We start from the raw sequence: 23,296 nt of genomic DNA, 5'->3' as shown, positions 1-23,296 counted from the left end.
TTCTGCTGTACTTCACGTCGCTGCTTCGGTGCGAGCTAGTAGGACGAGGTAGTGATGTCGGTTAGGTTCTGGAAAGGCCCGTTGATGTGAACGGCGTGGCGGATAGGACGTTTGGCAACTATAAATCGAGGTCTCCGTCCTCGTAGAACATAAGCCCAATTTCATCGATGCCGATCGTGGGTCCCGAGTCGAGTGCGGCAACCATACTATCATGCCTTGCATCGCCATGGGCTTGCACAAGGAGCTTTGTTGGGCCGTCCTTGCCGGTGCCCTTAGCTTCGGTGACTTTGGCACGCATTTCGGCAGGGCTGAGCGCACGTTGCTCGTCCTCCCATTTGGGTGCCCCAATCCAAAACACGTTGTCCTCGTCGACGCGAATCACGATGGAGTCTTCCTCAGGGTCTTCCACGACTTCCGTGGGGGCTGCCTCGTCGTCATCTACCGGAGGAACGCTGATTGCCTTCTGAACGGCAAAGGCGGCTGTAATCATAAAGAAGATGAGCAGCAGGAAGGTGACATCCACCATGGGAGTCAAATCCATCTCGTCTTCTTCACTCCCCTGAGGCCGGGCAGCGTCGAGCTCGTCAGTCGTTAAGTAATTGTCGATGGCCATCTATTTATCTGATTCTCTCACGGCAAAATGGATGTTCATCCCCTCGACTTTAGAAGCCCCGGCAGCGACATTCCTAACATCGCGGCAGGACACATTACCATCCGCTTTGATCATCGCATGAATCTTGCTGGGGTCGGTCTCTCGGACCTTCTCGATGGCGAGGCGAAGCTCTTCCTTCATCTCGTCGGGGTCTTCTGAGAGTTGCGTGCCGTCCTCAAGCATCACAGGGGCCGAATCAACTCCTCCGGCGAGCACTTCGATTACTATCGATTCGCGTTCACCCACGCCCACGCCGTTGCGTGCTTTGGCTAATTCGATTGGGGATTGCGAATCGATATTCGAACACACGATAAAGAAAATCAGCAGCAGGAACGTCACGTCGATCATGGGCGTGATGTCCATATCTGGATCCTCTAGTGCCCTGCCTCCACGGAGGTCGGGTGCCTCGTCGAGTTCGTCTTGCCAGTCGGCGGTAGAGGTAGACATAAGACGTTCTTCTTAGCTACTGCTTTTCACTTGCTATGGGGACTCAAAAAACAATGATTGACGTTGCCTAACTGCCGGGCAGAATCGACTTGAGCGATTCGAACAAGCGCCCGAGCCCAATGCCGACGAGATCTTCCATCTTGCGGATGCGCACGTTGATACTTGCCGTTGCCAGCACCAAAGGTACGGCAATTGCCAAGCCACAGGCCGTGGTGATGAGGGCAAACTGAATGTCCTTGGCCATTTCGGTGGCATCGACTTGCTCGCTGCCGCCGAGCTTGGCGAAGGCACCCATCATGCCCATGACGGTACCTAGTAGCCCGATCATCGGTGCGCTCTTAATGACCGTGCCTACCCAGCTAAGGCGATGCTCGATATCTGCCATGACATCTTGCTGGAAACGCTCTGCCACCCGTCTGCGGAGCTTCGCGAATCCCAGGTCGCGTTTTTCGACAGCAAACAGTGCCAATTGGGGTAGTGCTCTGCGGTCGCCATCGCAGAGCTCGATTGCCGCGTCGTAGTTCTTGGTAGCCAGCGTTTGTTCTAGCTCGCCCAGGAATTCGTCTTGATCCTCTTCGTCCACAAAGCGAGTCTGCGAAACACGTCGCCAGACCATAATCACGCAATAGCCGCCCCACAGGGCGATAATTGAGAGCACGATGTAAACAAAGTAGCCGATGTACAGAAGGAGTAGTGTCATTGAATCAAGTTTTCAGTTTGCAGAGTTCAGTTTTCAGTTCACAAATTGCTCTAAAGAGCCTATCAAATGCTCGATGTTATTCCCTCGCGTCCTGCCCCCACAGCTCAGCGCACCAACGCGACTGAACACTGAAAACTGAACATGGGTAACTAGCCGGCTAAAAATACTTCTGATCGATCACTTCAAAGTCGTAGCCGCCGCCTTTGGGAAGCACAGTGAATACCGTTTCTCGGACATCGTTCACATCGTCGTGGCCTTTGCTAACGCGATATTCCTTCTCAATATTCCATAGTAGTTCTTCTACGCTAAACGGAAAAAACAGCAGAATGTATCGACCTCGGCTAGCGATGCCCGCTTTCGATGCCAATTGCTTTGTGAGCGCAGGCATGGGGCCATCGCTTGGGACGGTGCGGCCCCAGGGGTTGTATTCTTTCACCGGTGCGGATTCGACCTTGCGACCTTTGTTGAAGTCGTAAGCCACATGCACTTGGTTATCGCGACCGAGCACGCCGACGCGAATCCCGTATTGATCGAGCCAAGCGGTAAAAGCACCTACTGACTCGGGCTCGAAACGTATCTTCCAACGTTCCCAGCGGGGGACACGTTCCACTACGCCATCGCCGCCGGTACCCAGCTGCCGAGAGTCGCCCAACCCATCGCCCTTGCCTGCCTGATCAGCGGCATCAATTGCCTGATCGCTGAGAATGGCCGCGTTGGTGGAGATCGTCGCCGTGAGTGCGTCAAGCGTGTCCTGCAACTGAGGTTCTGCCAGTTCGGGCGCATCTTGCACGCCCGGGGGCTCGGGCTCGTCGGAGATTCCCATGTTCGCGTTCGGGCTACTGGCTTCCATCATCACCGGTTCGAGCTTACGCACCGGCGTGCTAAATTTGTTGGCAAAAAAGACCACGGCAAGCCCGAGAACTGTGAGCCCCACCATGACCAGCATCGCTATCAATAGCGTTGCTGTGCGATCGTAGGAGTTCACCTGCAGGCGATACTCGGCACGATCGCTGGTTGTCGTTGCTGTGGCCATAGGTTGCGATGCGGGTGACGATGGTCGCGGGATATTTGTGGCGAGATGTAATCAGTGTAGCATGCATGACTCGCTCACGCTCGAAAGTCAATTCCGTTGTCTAAGGTAACGGGGGAGCGTCTGGGCGAACTGTGGTGTACCAGTTTTTCCATTTGTCGATGGCCTCGAATTTCTTCGCCTGATCATCTTTTTCAGTGAAATTATCTGGCATGCCAAAACCCTCGAATTTTCGGCTCACGGAGCGCAGACCGGTCCGTGCCTCGCGCGCTATGCGCGGGTCGGGGTCCGTGAGGGCATAGATCAGCGTGGGTGCGTAGTCGAGCGAACGCAGCCGTGAGAGTGCCCGCACTGCGAGCAGACGAGCTGGTGGCGGGCCACTGTGGATGACCTGCTCCAGGCGGCGTGACTCCTTGGGGCTGATATCTGTGACGACCAGTGCTGCTGGGTTATCAATCAATGCATCCAGGGCCGAGCCGTCCTCGTCATTGTTGAGCATGCCAAGCAAATCGTCCACGGCAGTGGGCTTTTGCTTGACGACCAGTTTGCCTGACTTGCTAAAAGAAGCTTTCGAGAGATCCGTCGGCAGCCCGCGCCCACCGATCAGCGTTCCCTCCCCCATCTTGTGCAAGCTGCGTTGGGTGGATCGGAGCAGAAAGAGTACTGCAAAGGCCGTCGAGCAGGGAGGATTCGAGTGCCCTTCCGACTCCCAGCTGCCATCCTCGTTTTGTGTCTCTTTGAGAAATTCGTACCCTTTGTTGTACCATTCCGGTTCGGGCGGAGTGTCACCGAGGAGGTACTCGTCAAAGCTCTTGTAGCGTTCTAACGAATAGAGGTAGTACAGGCTGTTCCCGCCACCGTTGTCGATGGAGAAATTCTTGTCCATCCATTTGCGTCCCAGTGCCATGGAGGCCAGCAAGCGAGAGCGATCCACCGCCCCACTACCTTGGAGTGTAGGAATGGTCTTTTCATTCGGGTCTTTCACTGGTCGCAATTCGGGTGGTAGTTCCTCTTGGATCGACTCGACAGCACCCGCTTCACCCGGTTTCAAATCGCCCAGCATGTTGCCGCAAATCATCACGCTGCTCAACCCGGCCGCCAACATGCATGGTGTCACGTTCCGTTGTTCTTGCAAATCAAAGCTTCCCGGATCGTTCCCTTGATAAGCCCAAGCCCCGGAAGGGTCTTGGGTTCGCATGCACCAATTGGCGCACTGTTCGACTGAACTCACAGTGGGACGCTTGCCGTTGCGAAGGATCTCCCAGTAGGCCAGAGCGGCGTATTGTGTTTGCGAAGTGTCACCTCGCTTCAACCCTTGGTAGCTGAAGCCGCCGTGCGCTTTCTGGTGGTCGGCCATCATGGCTACGTACTTGCCGATGAGTCCGCTGTGCTTTGCGTAATCTAGTTCAGCGAGCAAGATCACAGCCAGCGCTTTGCTATAGATGTAGTTGGCAGATTTCTGGGAAGCCACTTCATCTTCACAGGCCGACACGGCGCTCGCGATTGCGGAATGGGTGTCTGGGCGATCTCCCTTGTGGAAAGCCAGTGCAATGATGCACTTGCCGCCTAGGCGGTCGTCGGAATGACTTTCAAGATATCCGAGCCCCTTTTCGATGAGCTCGCGCACCTCGGGACTTTCGGGAGTGACCGCGTTGGAGACACCTGTACTCAGCAGCCATGCTGCCGCCGTTAGCGAGCAAACCCGCAATAAGCCGGCCAAAAGCTTGCATAGACGCAGTCGGAAGCCGAGCAGCGATTGAGAAACGGGCATCAGTGGCACGCTAAAGTTGAGAATAATAGAGATGTTCCGTGAGCTGCAGACAGGTAAACCACGCGATCCTGAGAAAGACTTTTAATGTCTCAATCAAAGGACCATTACCTAGGTTACTTATACCTAGCTTTCCTACTGCAGGCAGAAAGCTATCGTACCTTGCCGTTTTTCATAGTGTCAACCAGCTGGAGCGGCACGAGACGGTTCGAGAGTGCCACGTCCTCGATACTTGTGAATCTGTAGGGTCGGCGTGGGCAACATTGTTCAGCTCGTACTGGTTGCAACCCTGGAGTGGCTGAGGTTCGTGACTCAAGAGGCCGAGAAGCGATTGACACCCTAGGGATACGGACTTAACTTTGTGGGACGAGGACTGGCTTGCGACTTGGATGTCCGAAGCATGGTCTCCCTACGAGGACAGATAGCTCAGTTGGTAGAGCACGGCCCTGAAAAGGCCGGTGTCGGCGGTTCGAGCCCGCCTCTGTCCACTTGATGTAACTATTGCCGATACCTGGAGTTAGGTGACCTGTCGACGTTCGACAGTGCGGCCTGTAAGTCACGAATTATTCGGTAGTCTACCGGATTCGTGGTCGAAAGGAGCTTAGCACAGGTCAAGTATCAGTTCTTTACGGATACCTAAGTACCGGCGTCATAGGGCCAGCGGTCAAGCCGTGGGACGATCCAAGACCAAGATTTCTCTCTTGGCAAGTACAATTCAGCAGGCAGCAAAGAGCAGTACCGACGACTGGTAGCCGAAAGGTCTCAAAATTGCGGCCTGCCCCGAACCGCTCACCGGCAGGAGATTACTGTCGTAGAAGTCCCGGTGTATGCGAAATTTGCCCGCGGCTACTACTGCAAGAACGGCAAGCCAACCCGCGAATTTCAGAAAGTCCTAAAAGTTGCTCGACAGGTGAATCAACTCTACTGTCGGTCCCGGGCTGTTGAGTTTGGCCCTTTAGCGTTGAAGTCGGTACGGCAGTCGATGCTGGATGCAGACTTGGTCCGCAAAACGATCAATAAGCATGTGCAGTTGATCCGTAGAATGTTTCGCTGGGCGGCTGAAGAGGAATTGATTCCTGCTAGTGTTCCGCAAGCTCTGATGATGGTGGCTGGGCTACGCAAAGGCCGCATCTGGTGCTACTTGGGCGACGATGCCAACCCATACACCGTGTACGACTATACACCCAGTCGATGCCGTGATGGCCCGGCTAAGTACCTCACAGGATACGAAGGCTGCCTGCAAACTGACGCCTACGGTGGTTACGACGGCATTTTTATTCGCAGAATGTGAAGGAATTCGCCTGCTGATCGCATGCGCGGCGGAAGTTCTAAGATGCGCAAGACGCTGACGAAGAGCGGGCCACGCAGATGCTTGCGCTCGTCGTCGAGCTTTATTCCTCGAACGTCAAGCTAAAGAAGTTGATCATTTTGGGCAGGTTGCACTACGCCAAGGGCGTAGCTTCCCGATTCTCGAACGCATCAAGACATGGCCCGACACCGAGCGGGAATTAGTCTTGCCCCGTAGCCCAATGGCCAAAGCGATCACCTACGCGCAGAACCAGTGGCAGGCGCTCACCACTTACCCGACGCAGGGATACCGCAATATCGACAACAACGCCAGCGAGCGCTGAAGCGGGTGGCGATAGGCAGGAAAAATTGGTTATTCGCTGGTAACGGCGCGGCAGCCGAGAATCACGCGCGGTTCTGGTCGCTCATCGCCAGTTGTGAACGGCACAAGGTTGACCCGCAGCGCTACCTCACAAGCGTATTGGCCAAGATCGGTGCCACTCCACGCGATGAGCTTGAGCAGTTCCTGCCGGACGTGTGGAAGCGGGAAGATCAGGAGGAACCACCTAGCCAAGACATGGCCTTGTCGTAGGCCTGCTCCAGAACAACATCTAAATTCTCTATTCTGGCCTCAAGTTGGTCAAATTGGCTAATTCCGCGAGGGACGCCTCGCAATTCCAACGTCCACCCACACTCGGTCATCGTCAACTATGTGCGAACGGCCACCTTCGTCGAAGATGGCGAACCCAACACCGATGTCTGCGAACTCTTTGCCTTCGCCATGTAAACGAATCATGCGCACTTCTTCATCCTTGCAGTCTGTATAGACTTGCAGCCCGTGACGTTCAGTCCAAGCGTAAAAGATCGGATCTACATCTTTGTATTTCATGGCAGCGGCAGCCTTGGGCCGAAATTCTTGGTAGGTATCTGTTCGAGCAGATGGAACTGCTCACCACCTCCGCGTACACGCCCCCATCGTGGCACCGGCAGGGCACGCGAACGTTGCAGTTGACCTTCGGCGGGCACTAACACACGCTGAATAAAATCTGCATTGTTGCCTGGTGGCGACGAGAGTGCTTCAAGTGCAAAGCCGAACTTCTCGGTGGTGTGGCCGTCAGCCAGCCACAGTGCTATCACCCGAGATCACGCGGTAGTAATACTGCCCTTGCTGCTGGCGAAAAGCAACCAGCTTGCCGCCTTCGCTCGTAATCGTGCCTGCGGCAGGTTCCTCTCAACCGAGACGGACCAGAATTTCACCGTCGCCGAGCTGTGCACAGCCTATTGGAAGCATGCCAAGGTCTACTACGTAAAACGTGGCAAAGTTCCATCTCGCTCCTAATACAACATAATACTGCTTTCAAGTTGAGCAGTCGTATCCCCTGACGTGGAAATTACGAAGTTGGAACGTGCGAGCAACGAAATTTAACTTCATACTTCACTATTCAGCAACGACACCAAAAGAAGTAAATCGGTCGGCTTGGCAAGGTGATGATGGAATCCAGCTTCTTGCCATTTTGCCGAGTCTTCAGCATGGCTATCACCGGTAAGGGCAATAAACTTCGTACCGCATAGTGCGGGCAACGCTTTCATCTGCTTCAGTACGTCGTACCCACTCATGTCGGGCAGGCCGATGTCCAACAGCACTACGGCAGGTTCGATGGTCTGAGCAGCTTCAATGGCGGATTTTCCGTCGAAGGCGGTGTGCGCCTTGAAACCCTCTATTTCCAAGAGCCTTTGCAGTGCCGTACATGCGTCGATTGAGTCCTCGACGATCAAGACGCTAACTGAATTGTGTTGAACTCGGGAGTTATTCGAGCCGTGTTCTGTTTGCCCTGTGTACTCTGCCACCATTTCAATGAGTTTCTGTGCATCGATTGGCTTGCTCAAGTACGCGTTGCAGCCGCTCCGTAGACAGTGGTTCATGTCGCCGTGCATTGCATCAGCGGTGAGGGCAATGATTGGTTGCGTGAATTGCATTTCACGGAGTCGTGCTGCAGTCTGATAGCCATCAAGTCTGGGCATTTGCATATCGAGCAGGATGAGATCCCAAGTCTCACCTCTTGCCGCGAGTTCTTTCACCATCTGCAAGGCTTCGATACCGTCTTCAGCTAGAGAAACTTCGACCCCTGCGGAGCTTAGAATTCGCATCGTCAAGAAGCGAACGTCGCGGCGGTCGTCGACGACTAACACGCGGCAATTGAGTCGATGCTCGGTTGGTCGTGATACGCTTGGCTGCTCCTGAGTATCAAGAGCGGGTTTGATTAATTGCACATCACTTACATCACCGGCAGAGATGACGCATGAAAAAGTACTTCCTTGGCCCGGTACACTGTCCACAGTGATCTCACCGTCCAATAACCGCGCTAGTCGCTGGCTAATAGCTAGACCTAATCCCGTTCCGCCAAATTTGCGGCTTACTGACGAATCTGCCTGAGAAAAGTCCTGAAAAAGGCGTGTCCGCTGTTCTTTGGTGATGCCTATTCCTGTGTCGACAACATCAATTTGAACGCGTGGGGTAGATTCTGAGTCAAGAAAGCGCACGATCAGCCGGACACTCCCTTCCTCAGTGAACTTCAATGCGTTGCCAACCAAGTTCACCAAAATCTGCCGAAGGCGTTTCGGGTCGCTTTCGATCACTTTGGGTATTCGTCCATCGTACTGGACACGAAAATCCAACTGCTTTTCTCTCGCACGGACGTACATACTGGACTGTACGTCGGCAACGAGTCGGTGCAGGGGGAAACGCTCTGGAGTGATCTCAAGTTTGCCAGCCTCGATTTTGGAGAGATCGAGGATATCGTTGATAATGTCGAGCAAATACTGCCCGTTGCGTTTGATCGTAAGCAGATGCTCAGACTTCTCAGGATTTGATTCCTGTCCGATAAGCAGATCAGTATATCCGAGTACTGCAGTCATTGGTGTACGAATTTCGTGACTCATATTGGCCAGAAAGTCACTCTTAGCAATGTTCGCTTGTTGTCCTGCTTGGTAGAGTCGTGCATTCTCGACTGCCATCGCAGCGTGTCGGGCTAATTCCTTGGCAACCTTGAGATCGTACTTGTCGTAGTTGCGTCCTGATTGCGATGTGATGAGTGTAAGTGCCCCCAAGGAACTCTTCCGTGCGATTAGTGGAACCACGATAAGTGATCTTGGGCCAACAGCGCGGATAACAGTTTCATGCTCTTTATTTTGTGCTGCTTTGACCAAAATCTCATCCGTAAAATCTGGGATCAGCATGGCTTTGACCTCGAACAAGCCGCGAGCAGATGGCTGGTCCGGGGTACTCGGCTTGGCGGGAAACTTGGCAACTTCCGCTGCAAGATCACTGTCTGTGGGTTCAGCATGGGCAACATGTACACGATGGGTATTGCCATCCTCACCCAATAAGTCGATGAATGCCCAATCGGCGAGGACAGGAACGCATAGATTAGTTAGATTGGCAAGCGTCTGTTGATAATCCAGACTCGCCGCTAGCATTTTATTTGCTTCCACGAGGAAGTGCTCATGTTCAGCGATTCGCTTGAGGCGTTGCTCCTCTAGTTTTCTAACGGTGATATCCCAATTCAAACCGTAGATGCGGTTGACCTCGCCAGTAGCGTCGCGCTCGAACTCTCCGGCACCAGCGACCCACCGTATTTCGCCGTCTGGCCGCCGAATTCGAAACTCGTGAGCATAAGGTTGTTCCCCTCTTGTCGCTTTATCCCATGCCAATTGCAGGCCCTCAATATCTTGCTCGTGGACTTGCTCGAAAAAAGTTTCGGGGTCAGCCGTCGTACTGGAGGGGAGTCCTAGTAAATCATAAAGTGCTTCGCTCCATACACTCTGTTCGGGTGTCCATTCCCACGCTGCCATTCCGCCTGACTGGAGTGCCATCGACAGTCGTTGTTCTAACGATTTCCGCTCCGAAATGTCGACTCCTGATGGGATCAGATACTCGACCTGGCCATCACTTCCGTATACCGGAGCAATCATAAAGTCGATCATCAATCCTGCTGCACCCGCCGAAAAGAGTGGAACATCGAAGCGTACGATTTCGCCAGCCAATGCACGGTCCATGGCGTCGCGGATGCGCTGCGAGACCGCGTCGTCGTAGTTCCACCAGGGCAAATCCGCAAAGTGCTTGCCGACCGCGTCTTCGCGGTCCAAGCGCGCGATTGCCAAAGACCGATCATCGACCTCCAGCAGCAGACCATCTTTGCCTATCACGCCGACTAATCCGAGTTGATGATTGATTACGCGGCGGAGGTGCGCCTCGCGGTCCGCCAACTCAAGTTCGAAATGCTTTTGATCGGTGATATCGGCGATCACTCCGTAGAAGTCATCCACAGAGCCATCCCTGCCTTGTCTGGCGGAACCCCGGGCACGCATCCAGCGGCGTTCGCCTGAGGGTTTGTTGATTTGATATTCTTCTTTGAAATACTCGCCGTCCTGCACAGAGCGTTCGATAGATTCCGCAACTCGCGCTCGATCTCCTTCGTCAATGCGTGACAGGAAGGTGCTCAATTTTGGATTGTCATCTATATTGAATCCGAAGAGCCGCTTTAGGTTATCATCTGCAACGACTTCGTTGGTTTCCATATGCCAACTCCAGGCTGCGACCTGGCTGACTTGCATGGCCAAGTCCAACCGCTCCTTCGCGTCTGCTAAGTTGCTTTCTGCTTCCTTACGGTCCTGGATGTCTACCCCCGAGGGAATTAAGTGGGTCACCTTGCCGTCTTCGTTCGTCACCGGAACTAGCATAAAGTCGATGATCAGGCGCGAGTCATTAGCCATTCGCACCGTTGCGTCGTAGCGAATAATTTCACCTGCCGCAGCATGCTGAATAGCTTCTTTGAGTAGAGCCGCAACTACGGGATCGTAGTTCCACCAATAGCAGTCCCAAAACTTTTTGCCGATGACTTCATCGCGCGAGACTCCCCCCGACTGGAGCGCGGTTTCATTAGCTTCTAGCAATCTTCCTGTCTCATCCAGTACGCCGACAAAACCAATCATGTTGTCGATTACACGGCGAAGATGGGCCTCTCGGTCAGTAAGTTGCAACTCAAGTTTCTTGCGGCTGGTGATGTCGCTAGCGACAGCGGTGATCGATAGAGGTCGGTGTTGTTCATCACGCAGTATAGCGCCACGTCCATACGTCCAGATAATATCTTGGTTATCGCCTCGCATGATTCTGAACTCCATCTCGTACTCATGGCACGCTTCCGTGAACAGCGCCTCGAGTCTCTCTCGCACTCGCTCTCTATCGTCCGGATGGATGATATCGAGAAATCCCTCCCGGGTATGATTGAACTGCTCATTCGTGTATCCAAATAGTTTGTACAATTGGTGCGACCAAGTAATACGATCCTCAACAACGTCCCATTCCCACGATCCTATGTGTCCAGCATCAAATGCCAAGTTGAGACGACGTTCGCGATTGGATATCTCTTGCTCCCATTGCCTGCGTTCGGTGATGTCGCGTAGGTAGGCGGTGAAGAAGGGCGTCCCGTTGCGTCTTTGGGAAGCGTTGATAGCCAACTCAATGGGAAACTCCGTGCCATCGGCGCGTTGTGCGGTAAGCTCAATTCGCTTACCGAGAAATTCGGACTCGCCAGTTTCCAAAAATCGCTTCAATCCCTTGCGGTGGGCATCGCGGAACTTTTCAGGGATAATCAAGTCTGCAAGCGGCTGTCCAATCGCTGTCTTGGATGGAATGGCGAACGCTCGCTCGGCAGCCGGATTGAAATCGATAATGTTTCCCCGGATATCCATTGTGACGATGCAGTCTAAGGCCGATTCGAGGACTGCGGTTTTGCGAGTTTGTTCGTCGAGAAGTTTCTCATCGAGTCGTTTGCGGCGAATGAACTGTCCGATCTCGTGCCCCACGCCTTGCAGCATGTCGAGCAGCGACTGCTCGTGCCGCAGTATGTGATCAGCATAGATTTCGATGGCACCATAAAAACGCATGCCTGTATTGATTGGCATTGCCGCACCGCCAATTAATCCAGAGTCAATCGCGAGCTGCCTTCGGACAAACTGGGTGTCGTCCGTCACATTCTCAATCCACTGGGGCTCCTCACTTTGCCACACCGTACCAGCCAGACCCTCACCGCGGCCCAAACGCAGTTGACTACCTGCTTCCACGAACTGTTGCAGATGCGACTTAGTGGGAGAGATCACCGTTTCGTCGCAATAAAGCTTGTTGTCTCGAGAATCGAGCAACCACAGCGAGCAGAGGTCGGCGTTGAGATTACTACGCACGGCCTCAAGTATCTGTGGCGAGACTCTATCGAACGAGTCCGCAGCTGCGAGAATCTGAATGACATCGTGTGCGACTGCTAGCCTCAAGGCATCACGTTTCTGCTCAGTGACATCAACAAACGTGAGAATAAGCCCTTCGAATTGATCGTCCTGCCGGTAGAGGATGGTACGACGAACGAACCAATGATTATCGTTGGTGAGCAATTCGTGTTCGATCGGTATTTCCGATGTTGCGATTTCCGACGAGTTAGGCAATGGTGGCATTTCGACCACACGATGAGCAATCACGCTTAAGGGTCGACCAACGTCGTCATCTTGTAAGTCATAGATTTGAGCCGCAGACGGCGTGAAGCGATTAATGTTTCCTCGATTGTCGAGGAAAATCGACGCAATCTGCATGCCATCGAGTAGCTGATCGACGTCCCTATACGCACGAGAAAGTGCCTCCATGCCGGCCTCAATCTCATCTTTTGAGGATTGAAGTGCGACATTGGCCTCGCGCAACTGTGTCTTGGATAGGCCGCTCGACGGCCGGGATTCTTGACTCGGCCCTTGGGAGTCACTGGAAACCTTGTCGCTAGAGGCATAGTCGCGCGACGCAATTGAAGGTAGGTCTTGAGCCGAGGACGGTTTTGTCGCACCACTGCAATTACCTAAGAATTCCTTTAGTCGGGTTGGAATTTTCTGCGGCGACAGAATGTGGTCAGAAAATTGCGAGGCATTCTGGGGCATCTCCTGCTGTGCTGCTGATTCGGCATCTTGGGAGATCGTCAGTCCCCCCACTTTCTGGATGGTATCGAGTCCTTGGCTGCCGTCTGTGCCATCACCCGAGAGAACCACGCCCACTAAGGGCAGATCTGAACCACCGGCTAGAGAACGAAAGAGCGTGTCGATGACTTCCGCTCGACGGCTATCGTCTTCGATTTCGGTGGCGATCAACCTGCCCTGGCGTAGCTCAACTTCGCATCGCTGCGGCGAAACATAGGCATGGTTGGCTTCCACAACCGTAGGTGATTCGCCAAGCGCTACCACTGGCAATGGCGAGATACGACTTACGACTTCACAAATGACATCGCTGCCGTCTGTATTCAGATGCTGGACAATCACTAGCGCGACGCCAAGATCGACGGGCAACTTTTCCAAGAAGAGTTCAAGCGATTCCAGCCCTCCCGTCGCAGAACCGATTGCGACGATCGCTCGCGGAGTGGCGAGTTTCCCATTGTCGATTCTCCCCTCGTTATCGGGCATCTCGGATTCCAAAGCATAAGAGAGTGACGCATCATCTCGCCGATCACGGCGCAGCTTAGACCGGCTATTGTCGCCAATGAATGCCGCTACGGCAAGCATTCAATATGGGCCTGCGAGTCATCGGGGGCTTGATCGCTGCCGCTCACGTGCTTCTGAATTAGAGCTGCATTGTGCAAGTTTGCTTTGTAGGCCATGTCGAAGAGATCGCCCAACAGGGGAACGACGCCAATCGCAGAGTCGACGGCGATATTCCAAACCATCCGCAGCATCGTTCGTTTGGGGACACCCAGCTTCTTTGCTTCCCAGACCAGGTAGGCAGAGGCCGCAGCCGTTGCGATATCTCCCACACCCGGAACGAGTCCGACCAAGCTGTCGATTCCGATGTGTCGTTGCGATCCGGGAATTCGGAAAACGGAGTCCATTGCGTGTGCGACACGTTGAATCCGCTTGAGACGCGCTCGGTGGTCGCTCGCAGTGAGTGCGAGCGGAGATTCTGCCGGCATTTGTTCGATAGTTGCACTGCTCATGCGACACCGGGTCACCTAACTGTTGTTAGTTCTAGCACTATCAGGACCAAGGACAACAAGGCCGCGCTTCCTAGGACGACAAGTGTGCGACTAAGTGGAAGCACATCATGGAGTGTGAGCTTTCCTTTGTCGCCGATCGAATCCACTCTATGACTGATCCACCCCGAAGCTTCGGCGAAGACAAAGGACCCGGCAATCATGCCGCCGATCATCGCCAGCGAGTCTAGGTTGCCCTGTCCTAACGCCGCAGCGCCCGTGCCGGGACAGTACGCTGAGAGGGCGAAACCGGCACCAAAGAGGAGTCCCCCAAATATGTTCGAAGCGATTCGCGTTGGTTTAATATGCAATTCGACGAGTTCAAAATGATGAAGGAGATGGATCCCCAGCATCCCGACAACAACAGCAGACAGCATGACTTTAACCACTGTGAAGTCCGCGAGCAGCAGCTGCCCAATTAGGACGTGATACTTTGCCACGCCACCCTTCTGCAGTAGAAAGCCAAATGCGGCTCCGAAGACTAGCCCTAGCAGCAAGGAGCGCGACGCTACGGTGGTAACTTGAACTGATTTCTCGTGTCTGCTGGTGCTGGTTGATTCTTCAATTGTGATTGACATTGTGAATTCCATGGCAAGGTAGTTCAGGCTAAACCGCAAACATCAGCATCGCGACAATAGTCCCGCCAATAAAGATACAGATCACAGCAATCCACGAGCCGACTGCAAGTTGAAGTGTTCCGCTAATACCATGTCCGCTTGTGCACCCCCCTGCCATTCGGGCTCCGAAAGCCATAAACCCGCCGCCAACAAAAGCCACAATCGCGCGCAAGAGGTTACTATGCGCCCCGAACCGTTCCTGCCACATGGCTGGTAATAAGCGCCCGGTTATTTCCCCGCCGCTCCAAGCAGCGATCAGTGCCCCGATAACGACTCCACCCACAAGCATTACTTCCCAGCCGATTTTCGGTGGATTGTCATGGAAGTACTTCAATGATTTCGTGTGCGACGGCGCAACGAGCTTGCCCAACATTCCCGCTAGGCGTGCATAGGCTGTTGATGCGCCCAGGGGCTTGTTGGAAAAGTAAAACGTGAACATGGAAAGCACTCCAATGAGAGCGCCAACAAGATAAGGTGACCAGGCCGGACCGGCATACTGAAGTGGATCGACCACAGCCAACAACACAGAATAGTGGTCATTGAAGTTCATGCCTCCACTCCTTCTGGTTTGTCTACGTCGTACCCTGAGGCTGTCCAAGCACTCCAGCTGCCGGGCACATTCGCTACGTCATGGAAGCCGCGTGCTTTCATAAGACTCGACGCAATGCTTGCGCGATATCCGCTGGCGCAATACGTTGCATAGCGGGTAGCTTTGTCTAACCCACTGATTCGATCGCGCATCTTAGCGATGCAGCAATGTTTTGCGCCTGGAATATGCCCTGCTTCCCATTCTCCTGGTGAACGAACGTCAAGAATTGTCAGATCACGCTCATGGAACGACATTTCACGCAGTTGCTCAACGGTAACTTGCTCGATCGTTTCCAGCGGCAGTCCACTGACTTCCCAGGCTTTCATCCCCCCGGCGAGATAGCCTGCAAAGTTCGCATGGCCGGTACGGACAATCAAACGCTGGATCCGCCGAACATCTTCGTCACTATCTACAATAAGCAGCATTCGTTGATCGAGATCGAAAAGTTGCCCGACCCACGCGGACAATTCTGGGCGATCGCCGATATTAATAGCTCCGGGAATATGTCCCCCGCCGAAGGCAAGCATCGAGCGCGTATCGATAATCGTCACCCCAGGCTCACGCGACACGCTACGGAAATCCTTGGGCGGCAACGCGGCGATCGTTGGCATCCTATCCATAATCTCAGGACCTGTGGCATTGACTTTCTTGAGCTCTGGATAGTGCCAAGGAACAGGCGGTGCATCCCCAATGACAAAATCACGAAATGACTCCTTGTCAGGATATTTCAGAAAAGGATTAGTCCTCCTTTCGTATCCTATCGTGCTGTAGAGGCGATCGCCAATGTCTGCTCCACAGGCCGAGCCCGCGCCATGCCCAGGAAGAATAGTGACGAAGTCGTCGAGTTTCAGAAAGTAGTCGTAGAGCGTATTGTAAAGCTCCCCACTGAGCGCGTTTGCCTGTTCGTCGCCAAGCAAGTCGGGGCGCCCCGCTGATCCAACAAAGAGCGAGTCACCGGTGAAGATTGCCCATGGCATCTCTGAGTGTTTGGATTCGCAGATTTCGTAGGACATGTGTTCGGGAGTATGACCCGGTGTGTGTCGTGCTGTGATCTGAAAGGAACCAAAGTCGAATTCCTGGCCATTCCGAACTTGCTTAGCATCAAACCGATAGGCCGCTTGCTCACCACTAACCCAGAGCTCAGCCGTTCCTAACCGGTCGGTCAATGACCGGCTGCCCGAAACGAAATCTGCGTGGATGTGTGTCTCAAAAATATGCGAAACCGACAGGCCATGCTTTCTCGCGAGTTGCGCGTAAATGTCGACATCAGTTCGCGGGTCAATTACGGCGGCAATCCCGGCATCAGCGTCCCCTACTAGATAGGATAGCTGTGCGATCCCGTCCGTAAGGATAGTCTCAAGAATAAACATGGAGGTCCTCCCTAATTGCAGTTTCTCCGTATTCGCTCAATGTCCTGAATCATGAATTAGCGTTTGAGAATTATCCAGACGGCGTGAATGATCCCCGGTACATAGCCAAGCAGAGTGAGCAACAGGTTCAGCCAAAAGTGCAGCCCTAACCCAACTTGCAAGAACACTCCGAGTGGCGGAAGAAAAATTGCAAGCAGGATACGAAACACGTCACGTTTGTGCTGAGTTTGGGCAAGCTGACTCATGGTCGGTTGGCTCCTTTTGAAGATTGTCGATGGCTGACTTTGCCATGGAAGAGTGCAATTGCTGTGCCTTAAGGAAGGAGACTGTCGTGTTGCATCACAATAGCGCTAAGATCGGCAGGCTGGTCTTCAAGCGATCAATCGGGTCGATGGAGAACCTACATTGAAAAGGGGTGTGTGATCTCCGCACTAGGCCAGAACAAGGTCTTACAGCACCACGACGGCACAATAGCTAGGACTTTGGTGATTCAGTCTCGCAGAACTTCGACGTCATCCGTAGCATTCTATTATGTATCGTCTTTCTGCAAACTTTCGGGAGCGAGTTGACTATGCGCGAATTTCCCGATAGCGAACAATACGACTAACGCGATAATCACCACCGGCAAAGCCAAAGCATAATTCCCTAGTCCGCAGGCAACTCCGATTCCGCCTACGACCCAAATGGTGGCGGCAGTGGTCATCCCTTCGACGCGACCGCGCGATTGCATGATGGCTCCGGCTCCAAGGAACCCTAACCCGCCAATAACCCCTGATATGATACGAATTGGATCCGAGGATATTCCACCTGGGGCTTCACCTGGTAGCGAGGCGTAGAGATCCAACGCCGCAATTGTTGCTGTCGCGGCTCCAATTGCGACTAGCATGTTTGTGCGTAGTCCTGCCGATTTGTCTCTCGCTTCACGTTCCCATCCCAGTACCCCGCCGCAAGCAGCGGCGCATACGATTCGCATTGAGATAGCAGTAAAGTCAATATCAGACATGAGATTAATTAAGCAGTCTGGGCTGCGTGAATCCCTTCCGCAAATTCCTCGACTGCTTTTTTGCAGAAGATTTCCAGGTCGTCAGGGTTGCGGCTGGTGACGAGGCCTCCGTCGCAGACGCAGGCTTCGTCAACCCAATTGGCTCCGGCGTTTTTGAGGTCCGTTCTTAGACTTGGCCAAGAAGTGACCTTTCGGTCCTGTACAACGTCCGCTTCGACTAACATCCACGGGCCGTGGCAAATTGCGGCAACGGGCTTGCCCTGCTTGAAAAAATCCCGCACAAAATCGACGCATGCAGCGTTGGTACGCATTGTGTCCGGATTGGCAACCCCTCCCGGTAGCACGAGTCCGTCGTAGTTCTCAGCCCTGGCGTTGTGAATAGGCTTGTTTACGGTAAGTTTGTCGCCGATTGAATCGTGGCGCATACCTTGGATTTCGCCCATTTCAAGAGAAATCAAGTGAACCTCCGCTCCCGCTTTTTCGAGGGCTTCCTGAGGATCAGTCAGCTCAATCTGTTCGACACCGTCGGTTGCGAGGATGGCGATCGTCTTCCCTTTTAAGGTTTGTTTGCTGGACACGGTATTGTTTCCTTTCTAGTTTCCAGAATTTGAATCTAGCAAACCTCTGCTGAGGCTAGAGTGGCTTTGGCTCTGCTGGTGGCACGTCCTGGGGTTCTGGCGCAGGGTCATCTAGTGGCGATGGGGCCCGGGGCATCTTTCGGTGAGGGAGCGGGAACATCTTCGGGGCTGGGCAAGTTGGAGGCAGGCGGTTTAGGAATCTCAGGACTGCGCGGATCAACCAAGCCCGGTCCTGGATCGTTCGTTAACGCCTCCACGCTTAGTTTATTGTCTTGGCTAGGTGTCATCGAAGATTCTCGCCTGCTGGGTAATATTGGCGGTGTAGCGGCCACAAGTAATAACCGTTCCGAACTTGGCCCTACGCAGTCGATATTTTCCGTTAGACTTTTTCCAGCGGCACACCACAGCAAGAAATTTCCGGGCAACCTTCCTTGCAGTTGCAATCAACGGTTACTTTCAGTTCCATTCCACATTCCTTGCAGCGGTAAGTCTCGCCTTGTAGGGGCTTGGTCGACGTTGGCATTTTCACATCCTCCTGCGATTGGCTTGTTAGTTCTCTATCAAAACGACGGATCTTTCGTCGAGACTGAGAGAGGTCACGTGCAAGCCGTGTGCCGTTTTGGAGTATAACTTCACCCAGAATAGGAGTCATATTGAACGCGAGCGGCCCCGAAGCCGTCTTCAGTGGTCACTCATAAACCAATCTGGAAGTTGTGCGATCAGTTTATAGATTTCGCATGGAGACTAACGAGCGACAATGAAGGCTCGATGATAGGCGCCCTCGGAAACGTGGCTTTTCCCGGGCATGCCATCTGAAGCTAGACGCAGCGATTGCAGACAGATTGGCACGACATCAACGGTGCGGATTCGTTCGGGACCGTGAACATCGGCAGGCAAGCCCGTAACGACAAGCGGCGAGATGGAATCTAACGCATCCAACAATCCGTGCGATACGCCCTCGTGACACGTGGTTTCTGGCAAACAAAACGCGCGTCCCAGCTTGACCGTCACACAAATATCTCCGCTCTGTCGAAAAGAACGCCCCTTCAATTCGCTCAAAGGCATTCGGATTATCGCGAAAGTGAAGTCGCCTTCGGAGTCCACTTGAGCAACTACCGCAGGAGTTCTCCCGACCACCTTCACCCAGCTTCGTAGTTGTCGATTCCCAGCGGTTCGGATTCTCCAGCAAGTGCAAACTCAGACGACCACGATACGCGGTGGCGATGCTATACGGTACGGATTACGATTCGTTGAGCCCGTTGTCGGCGGCGCACCATATTACCTGGTCCACACCGTCGGATTCGAGCAGTGAACCAATAACGGCGTTGCGATTCTTCCAAGAATCTTCTCGGAGATAAATCTGGGCCGCACGAATATTGGGACAAACCATCACTTCATCGCCGCTTTATCACGCGCTGCCCGCCTTCACCACCTGATGCTCAGACAATACTTGGTCGAGATACACGGCGGCCTCCGTTGCAGAGTTGTTATCGCTCTGGGAATGATCACCGGTGACCAGTGTGCAATTCGCCGCCGGGGGTGATCGAGGGGGAAATGGAGATGCACTCAGCGTGCATCTCGCCTCTGTCGATCAGATTCGAGTAAAGCGGCAGTGTCCCTGCTTGGATTGCGGGTTCAAAGGCTCGGGTCGCCAGCGCGTCGATGATTATCAGCAACACTTCCTTTATTCTTTATACGACCTCATTTTATCATGTCATCGACTGGCTTCTAACACGTCTTTGATGTAAGCCTCCTCAATGCCGACTTTTGCTGCGGCCAGCGCAGGCGAGGCTACTGCCGCACCTAAGAAGCCAAATAGCACACCCATGACCGCCTGAAACGCAATCAGTAACGCCGGTGGAAGAGAAACCTGCTTTTTCTGAATCACAGGCGTGAGTACATAGCTCTCGACTAACTGTAGTCCTACATACCCGACAATAACAAGGAGGACTATTGAACCCCCTTGAGGCAGCGCAAATAAGATCGCTAGTAAAAGCGACACGAATCCACCGATGTTCGGAATAAAGGTCAACAATGCAGTCACGACACCCAAAGTGAACGCCATCGGCACGCCGAGCAGAAACAGCAAGAGGCCAGCACCCAAACCGGTGATCAGCATCGTGCCAAAACGACCTAGGAGCCAATGCCATAGCGCATCGCCCATCAGGTTCAAGACTTCGCGAGCGCGTTCTCGTCGGTCTGTCGGAAATAAGCTCACCACACCATCTCGGTACTCGCCCGGCTCTACGGCAATAAACAGTCCTACGAAGAAAATCAGAACGCTATTCACAACCAGCCCAAAGGTGGTCTTGAAAATGCCAGCAATGGCAGTGGCACCTTTTCGGGCTGTAGTTCGCAACGCATTTTGCTCAGCTGCCTTTGCTTGAGAAGATTGCTCTTTGTCTGAATTAGAATCCTCTTGCGATGCAGATGGTCGCTTGTCAACGAGTTGCCGCAGGAAGGGCGTCGATAGCAACAAGGACTCCACGCTGGGATACTTCTCGGCCCAAGCTTGGATTTGTTCGACACCTTTATCGGCACGTTCCCGAGCCTTGTCGATTTGATCATCGACTTGCACGCCAAACATGGCGATGCCCCCAGTCGCCGCAAGAACCAGTGTGGCAGTTACGATCCCAAGACTCCAAAAGTAGGGCAGCGGCGTGTAAGAGGCCAAGGTACGACTAGTCCGGACAAGTAAGATGCCAAACAGCACACCCAGAAAGAGAATTAGAAAGATGTCGCTGGCTCTTACTAGTGCCGCTCCAATCACGACCACACACACCAAAGCAATCAGCGAAAGACCAACTAACTTTGCCGCATGAGGGAGAAATTTGTCATCGCTATTCATCAAGTGACCTATAGAAACAAGAAAACGCCGCGGAACGCAAATTTACGCTCCGCGGCGGTGGTATTGAAGATGATTCGGGATGCGAGCTGATCTAGTTGTCGCGATCCACATCTACATCAACGCCATTGCGATTGACATCGACATCTACATTGCCGTCTCGAACGCGATTTCGACGACCGTCGCGATTGTCCATCCGGCGATCGACACCGTACCGCTTGTCCAATTGCATTTTCCAGTTGCGGTCACCGAAGTTTGGCCAATGGTCTTGATCGAAGCCCTCGGCACCATCAAGACGCTCTTGCGAAACGTCGAGACAAAGGTGGTAATCATCCGCATCATCTTTTTCTGCCTTCACCCGAAAAGCCTCCCAGGGAACGGCGAACATCTTGTCACCTATGCCCAAGAATCCACCATAAGTTACAGCAGCATAGGCGATTCTTCCAGTGCTGGCATCGAGAACAACATCTGATATTTCTCCAACACTTTCTTCCTTCATATTGTAGATGTTCGCACCAATAACTTGGCTAGCTCGGAAATGCGAACCCTTCATCACGCTGTCGATTTTTCCAAAGTTCCCTTTGCGCATCTGCTTCATGTCGCGCTGCTGGGCATTATGGTTTCGTGTGTTGGTTGTGGCATTCTGAGCTGTCGCGGTGTATGTAAATGCAACAGCTGCGAGGATCGCCATCGTGGCTGTCAAAGTATAGTAACTCTTCATCGTTATCTCCTTGAAATTGGGTGCTCTGAACCTGTAGCAAAACCACGAACCTCACGTTCGCGAGGCTCTGCTAGACAGCGTTAACAATTACAACTCTCCTGAAACTCTTCAATCTGCTTCTCAGCATCTTCTTTGGTGCAGCCATACTTTTCCTGGATCTTGCCGGCGAGCTGCTGTCGCTTACCATCTATGACATCCAGCTCGTCGTCTGTGAGCTTGCCCCATTTCTGATGGACTTGCCCTTTGGCTTGCTTCCATTTGCCTTCGATTTGGTCCCAGTTCATGTCTTGCTCCTTTCAATCATTAGTTAAGCCGCAGGAACTTAGTGGTCTAAGAAGTGCGGCACTCCACGGTTTGCTCCGGCTACGCAATCGGAGCACTTGTCTTGCTGCTATTTCGTCATGGCAAGGAAGTTGATGCTCCGCTCGGCCAATCGTGTTAACTTTTGGTTTGCGTGCCCTTCTTCATTGAGGGTCTTCTGCAGCTCGTCGGCTGCTCTGTGTTCGCAGAGCTTCTCGGCGTAAGCGCGAGCGGTGCCGTAGCCGGCCATTTCGTAGTGTTCGACTCGCTGGGCGGCAGCGACCAGCGCGGCATCGAGTACCTTGGGAGAAGCGTCGCTCTTGATCAGTTCTTCGCCTTCTTTTATTAGCCCCTCCATTGCCGTGCATTTGTGACCGCCTGGCTCGAAATCCAAGGATTTGAAAATGCCCTCCAAGCGATTCACGTGCGACTTAGTCTCCACCAGGTGATCTCGAAATGCTTGCTTGAGACCCGAGTCGGTAGCTGCCGTTTCCATCTTGGGTAAGGCCTCCAAAATTTGGGTTTCCGCGCTGTAGAGGTCTTTGAGTTCGTGAACGAATAGTTTTTGTAAGGAATCGAGTTTCATGATGAATTCTCCTGCGTAGGTTTTGATTGCAACTGTAATTAACCCACTGCATCTCGCATGCCAATCCAATGTCAGGGCAAAGCGGCGCCCTCTATACCGTTCTTTGCTGAACTGCCGTACGACTAGAAACCAATGTGGCAGTTAGGAATCCAATCAGTAGGCGAATAAAAATGGCGAGTCCAAAAAGGACTCGCCAAGAACTGTTTCGTTGTAATAGCGGAGACAACATTCGTCGCCTTGCGGAACAGCCCTATTCGTTATCGTCTACATCAACGTCTACGTCGCCGGTATCCTTATCGCGATCAACCTCGACTCCACCTGCGGGAGTTTCGATATCGACGACTTTGTCTTCTTTCTTTTTGACATCGACGCCCACATCGCCAGTATCTTTGTCGCGTTCCACTTCGACATCACCAGCGGGCGTCTCGATATCGATAACCTTTTCCTTGTTGTCGCAACCGCTTAACGTGCCGAGCGCGGCCATCAGTAGCACAGCGGCACCAATTCGCGTGCTCAACAGGTAGAATTTGGACATGTGTGTCTCCTAATAAAGTATTGTCGGACTCAAAAGGGGTTGGGTACTTACTGGCTCTAAATGCGTCCCATGAGTACCAAAACCAGCACAATGACCAGCAACAGCCCAAGTCCACCTGATGGGCCGTAGCCCCAATTGCGACTGTAGCCCCAGTTGGGAACTGCACCCAAAAGCATCAGAACTAAAACGATGAGCAAGATTGTGCCGAGCATAATTG

At 53.2% G+C, this 23,296-nt stretch carries 25 protein-coding genes, 1 tRNA gene and 1 pseudogene; 4 read left to right on the top strand and 23 right to left on the bottom strand.

Annotated features, from left to right (window positions below):
- Positions 1-118 precede the first annotated feature (118 nt).
- The 5 genes from HG15A2_RS13385 to HG15A2_RS13365 all read right to left on the bottom strand — a co-directional run bounded on the left by HG15A2_RS13385 (position 119) and on the right by HG15A2_RS13365 (position 4,600).
- Positions 119-613 carry an ExbD/TolR family protein gene (locus HG15A2_RS13385; RefSeq protein ID WP_145060712.1) on the bottom strand — a complete coding sequence of 165 codons (495 nt, stop codon included), beginning with the start codon at positions 611-613 and terminating at the stop codon, positions 119-121.
- Positions 614-1,099 (bottom strand): ExbD/TolR family protein, encoded by a 486-nt coding sequence (locus HG15A2_RS13380; protein ID WP_145060711.1) that lies wholly within the window; start codon positions 1,097-1,099, stop codon positions 614-616.
- Positions 1,100-1,166: 67 nt separating this feature from the next.
- Positions 1,167-1,799 (bottom strand): MotA/TolQ/ExbB proton channel family protein, encoded by a 633-nt coding sequence (locus HG15A2_RS13375; protein WP_145060710.1) that lies wholly within the window; start codon positions 1,797-1,799, stop codon positions 1,167-1,169.
- 157 nt (positions 1,800-1,956) lie between these two features.
- Entirely contained in the window at positions 1,957-2,832 is an 876-nt protein-coding gene (locus HG15A2_RS13370; RefSeq protein ID WP_145060709.1) for a hypothetical protein, read from the bottom strand.
- Between the two features lie 100 nt (positions 2,833-2,932).
- A complete protein-coding gene (locus tag HG15A2_RS13365) occupies positions 2,933-4,600 on the bottom strand; it encodes a hypothetical protein (protein ID WP_145060708.1) in 1,668 nt (555 codons plus the stop codon).
- Positions 4,601-5,012: 412 nt separating this feature from the next.
- Between HG15A2_RS13365 and HG15A2_RS13360 the strand changes: the two genes are divergently transcribed.
- The 4 genes and pseudogenes from HG15A2_RS13360 (at position 5,013) to HG15A2_RS13345 (ending at position 6,476) form a co-directional block, all read left to right on the top strand.
- Positions 5,013-5,085 (top strand) — tRNA-Phe (locus HG15A2_RS13360).
- 335 nt (positions 5,086-5,420) lie between these two features.
- Positions 5,421-5,888 carry an IS66 family transposase gene (locus HG15A2_RS24830; protein ID WP_145060707.1) on the top strand — a complete coding sequence of 156 codons (468 nt, stop codon included), beginning with the start codon at positions 5,421-5,423 and terminating at the stop codon, positions 5,886-5,888.
- 160 nt (positions 5,889-6,048) lie between these two features.
- Positions 6,049-6,228 (top strand): annotated as a pseudogene (locus tag HG15A2_RS25150) (IS66 family transposase); the annotation flags it as partial.
- Positions 6,159-6,476: a transposase domain-containing protein gene (locus tag HG15A2_RS13345; RefSeq protein ID WP_145060706.1), complete on the top strand. Its 318-nt coding sequence runs from the start codon at positions 6,159-6,161 to the stop codon at positions 6,474-6,476. The pseudogene HG15A2_RS25150 and the gene HG15A2_RS13345, both read left to right, overlap by 70 nt.
- A gap of 57 nt (positions 6,477-6,533) precedes the next feature.
- Here the strand turns inward: HG15A2_RS13345 and HG15A2_RS13340 are convergent, their stop codons facing one another.
- From HG15A2_RS13340 to HG15A2_RS13255, 18 genes are all read right to left on the bottom strand, one after another.
- Complete coding sequence (locus HG15A2_RS13340) at positions 6,534-6,773, bottom strand: hypothetical protein (RefSeq protein WP_145060705.1); 240 nt, start codon at positions 6,771-6,773, stop codon at positions 6,534-6,536.
- Complete coding sequence (locus HG15A2_RS13335) at positions 6,770-7,021, bottom strand: hypothetical protein (RefSeq protein ID WP_145060704.1); 252 nt, start codon at positions 7,019-7,021, stop codon at positions 6,770-6,772. Before HG15A2_RS13335 ends, HG15A2_RS13340 begins: the two co-directional genes overlap by 4 nt.
- Before the next feature lie 291 nt (positions 7,022-7,312).
- Complete coding sequence (locus HG15A2_RS13330) at positions 7,313-13,471, bottom strand: PAS domain S-box protein (RefSeq protein WP_145060703.1); 6,159 nt, start codon at positions 13,469-13,471, stop codon at positions 7,313-7,315.
- Complete coding sequence (locus tag HG15A2_RS13325) at positions 13,459-13,899, bottom strand: DUF4112 domain-containing protein (protein WP_218931947.1); 441 nt, start codon at positions 13,897-13,899, stop codon at positions 13,459-13,461. Before HG15A2_RS13325 ends, HG15A2_RS13330 begins: the two co-directional genes overlap by 13 nt.
- A gap of 11 nt (positions 13,900-13,910) precedes the next feature.
- Complete coding sequence (locus tag HG15A2_RS13320; RefSeq protein WP_246117730.1) at positions 13,911-14,513, bottom strand: YeeE/YedE family protein; 603 nt, start codon at positions 14,511-14,513, stop codon at positions 13,911-13,913.
- A gap of 28 nt (positions 14,514-14,541) precedes the next feature.
- On the bottom strand, positions 14,542-15,102 hold the full coding sequence (locus HG15A2_RS13315; protein WP_145060701.1) for a YeeE/YedE thiosulfate transporter family protein: 561 nt from the start codon (positions 15,100-15,102) through the stop codon (positions 14,542-14,544).
- Positions 15,099-16,511 (bottom strand): MBL fold metallo-hydrolase, encoded by a 1,413-nt coding sequence (locus HG15A2_RS13310; RefSeq protein ID WP_145060700.1) that lies wholly within the window; start codon positions 16,509-16,511, stop codon positions 15,099-15,101. The genes HG15A2_RS13315 and HG15A2_RS13310 overlap by 4 nt, the downstream gene beginning before the upstream one ends.
- A 56-nt stretch (positions 16,512-16,567) precedes the next feature.
- A complete protein-coding gene (locus tag HG15A2_RS13305; RefSeq protein WP_145060699.1) occupies positions 16,568-16,756 on the bottom strand; it encodes a YqaE/Pmp3 family membrane protein in 189 nt (62 codons plus the stop codon).
- Positions 16,757-17,040: 284 nt separating this feature from the next.
- The gene (locus HG15A2_RS13300) at positions 17,041-17,514 is read right to left on the bottom strand and encodes an MgtC/SapB family protein (protein ID WP_145060698.1); all 474 of its coding nucleotides are present in this window, start codon (positions 17,512-17,514) and stop codon (positions 17,041-17,043) included.
- 8 nt (positions 17,515-17,522) lie between these two features.
- Positions 17,523-18,092 carry a type 1 glutamine amidotransferase domain-containing protein gene (locus HG15A2_RS13295; protein ID WP_145060697.1) on the bottom strand — a complete coding sequence of 190 codons (570 nt, stop codon included), beginning with the start codon at positions 18,090-18,092 and terminating at the stop codon, positions 17,523-17,525.
- 107 nt (positions 18,093-18,199) lie between these two features.
- Positions 18,200-18,379 carry a hypothetical protein gene (locus tag HG15A2_RS13290; protein WP_145060696.1) on the bottom strand — a complete coding sequence of 60 codons (180 nt, stop codon included), beginning with the start codon at positions 18,377-18,379 and terminating at the stop codon, positions 18,200-18,202.
- A 457-nt stretch (positions 18,380-18,836) separates the two neighbouring features.
- Entirely contained in the window at positions 18,837-19,157 is a 321-nt protein-coding gene (locus HG15A2_RS13285; RefSeq protein ID WP_145060695.1) for a hypothetical protein, read from the bottom strand.
- 649 nt (positions 19,158-19,806) lie between these two features.
- The gene (locus HG15A2_RS13280; RefSeq protein WP_145060694.1) at positions 19,807-20,940 is read right to left on the bottom strand and encodes an AI-2E family transporter; all 1,134 of its coding nucleotides are present in this window, start codon (positions 20,938-20,940) and stop codon (positions 19,807-19,809) included.
- A gap of 91 nt (positions 20,941-21,031) precedes the next feature.
- Entirely contained in the window at positions 21,032-21,658 is a 627-nt protein-coding gene (locus HG15A2_RS13275; RefSeq protein WP_218931946.1) for a PRC-barrel domain-containing protein, read from the bottom strand.
- An 80-nt stretch (positions 21,659-21,738) separates the two neighbouring features.
- Positions 21,739-21,942 (bottom strand): CsbD family protein, encoded by a 204-nt coding sequence (locus HG15A2_RS13270; protein ID WP_145060693.1) that lies wholly within the window; start codon positions 21,940-21,942, stop codon positions 21,739-21,741.
- Positions 21,943-22,049: 107 nt separating this feature from the next.
- Positions 22,050-22,544 carry a YciE/YciF ferroxidase family protein gene (locus tag HG15A2_RS13265; protein ID WP_145060692.1) on the bottom strand — a complete coding sequence of 165 codons (495 nt, stop codon included), beginning with the start codon at positions 22,542-22,544 and terminating at the stop codon, positions 22,050-22,052.
- A 250-nt stretch (positions 22,545-22,794) separates the two neighbouring features.
- Positions 22,795-23,079 carry a hypothetical protein gene (locus HG15A2_RS13260; protein ID WP_145060691.1) on the bottom strand — a complete coding sequence of 95 codons (285 nt, stop codon included), beginning with the start codon at positions 23,077-23,079 and terminating at the stop codon, positions 22,795-22,797.
- Positions 23,080-23,135: 56 nt separating this feature from the next.
- Positions 23,136-23,291, bottom strand: coding sequence for a DUF3309 family protein (locus HG15A2_RS13255; RefSeq protein WP_145060690.1), 156 nt, complete (start codon positions 23,289-23,291; stop codon positions 23,136-23,138).
- Between the last annotated feature and the right edge of the window lie 5 nt (positions 23,292-23,296).

The organism is Adhaeretor mobilis (assembly GCF_007741515.1).
Taxonomy (GTDB): domain Bacteria; phylum Planctomycetota; class Planctomycetia; order Pirellulales; family Lacipirellulaceae; genus Adhaeretor; species Adhaeretor mobilis.
The sequence above is the reverse complement of the archived record's forward strand: the minus strand, read 5'-3'. Positions and strand labels throughout refer to the sequence as shown.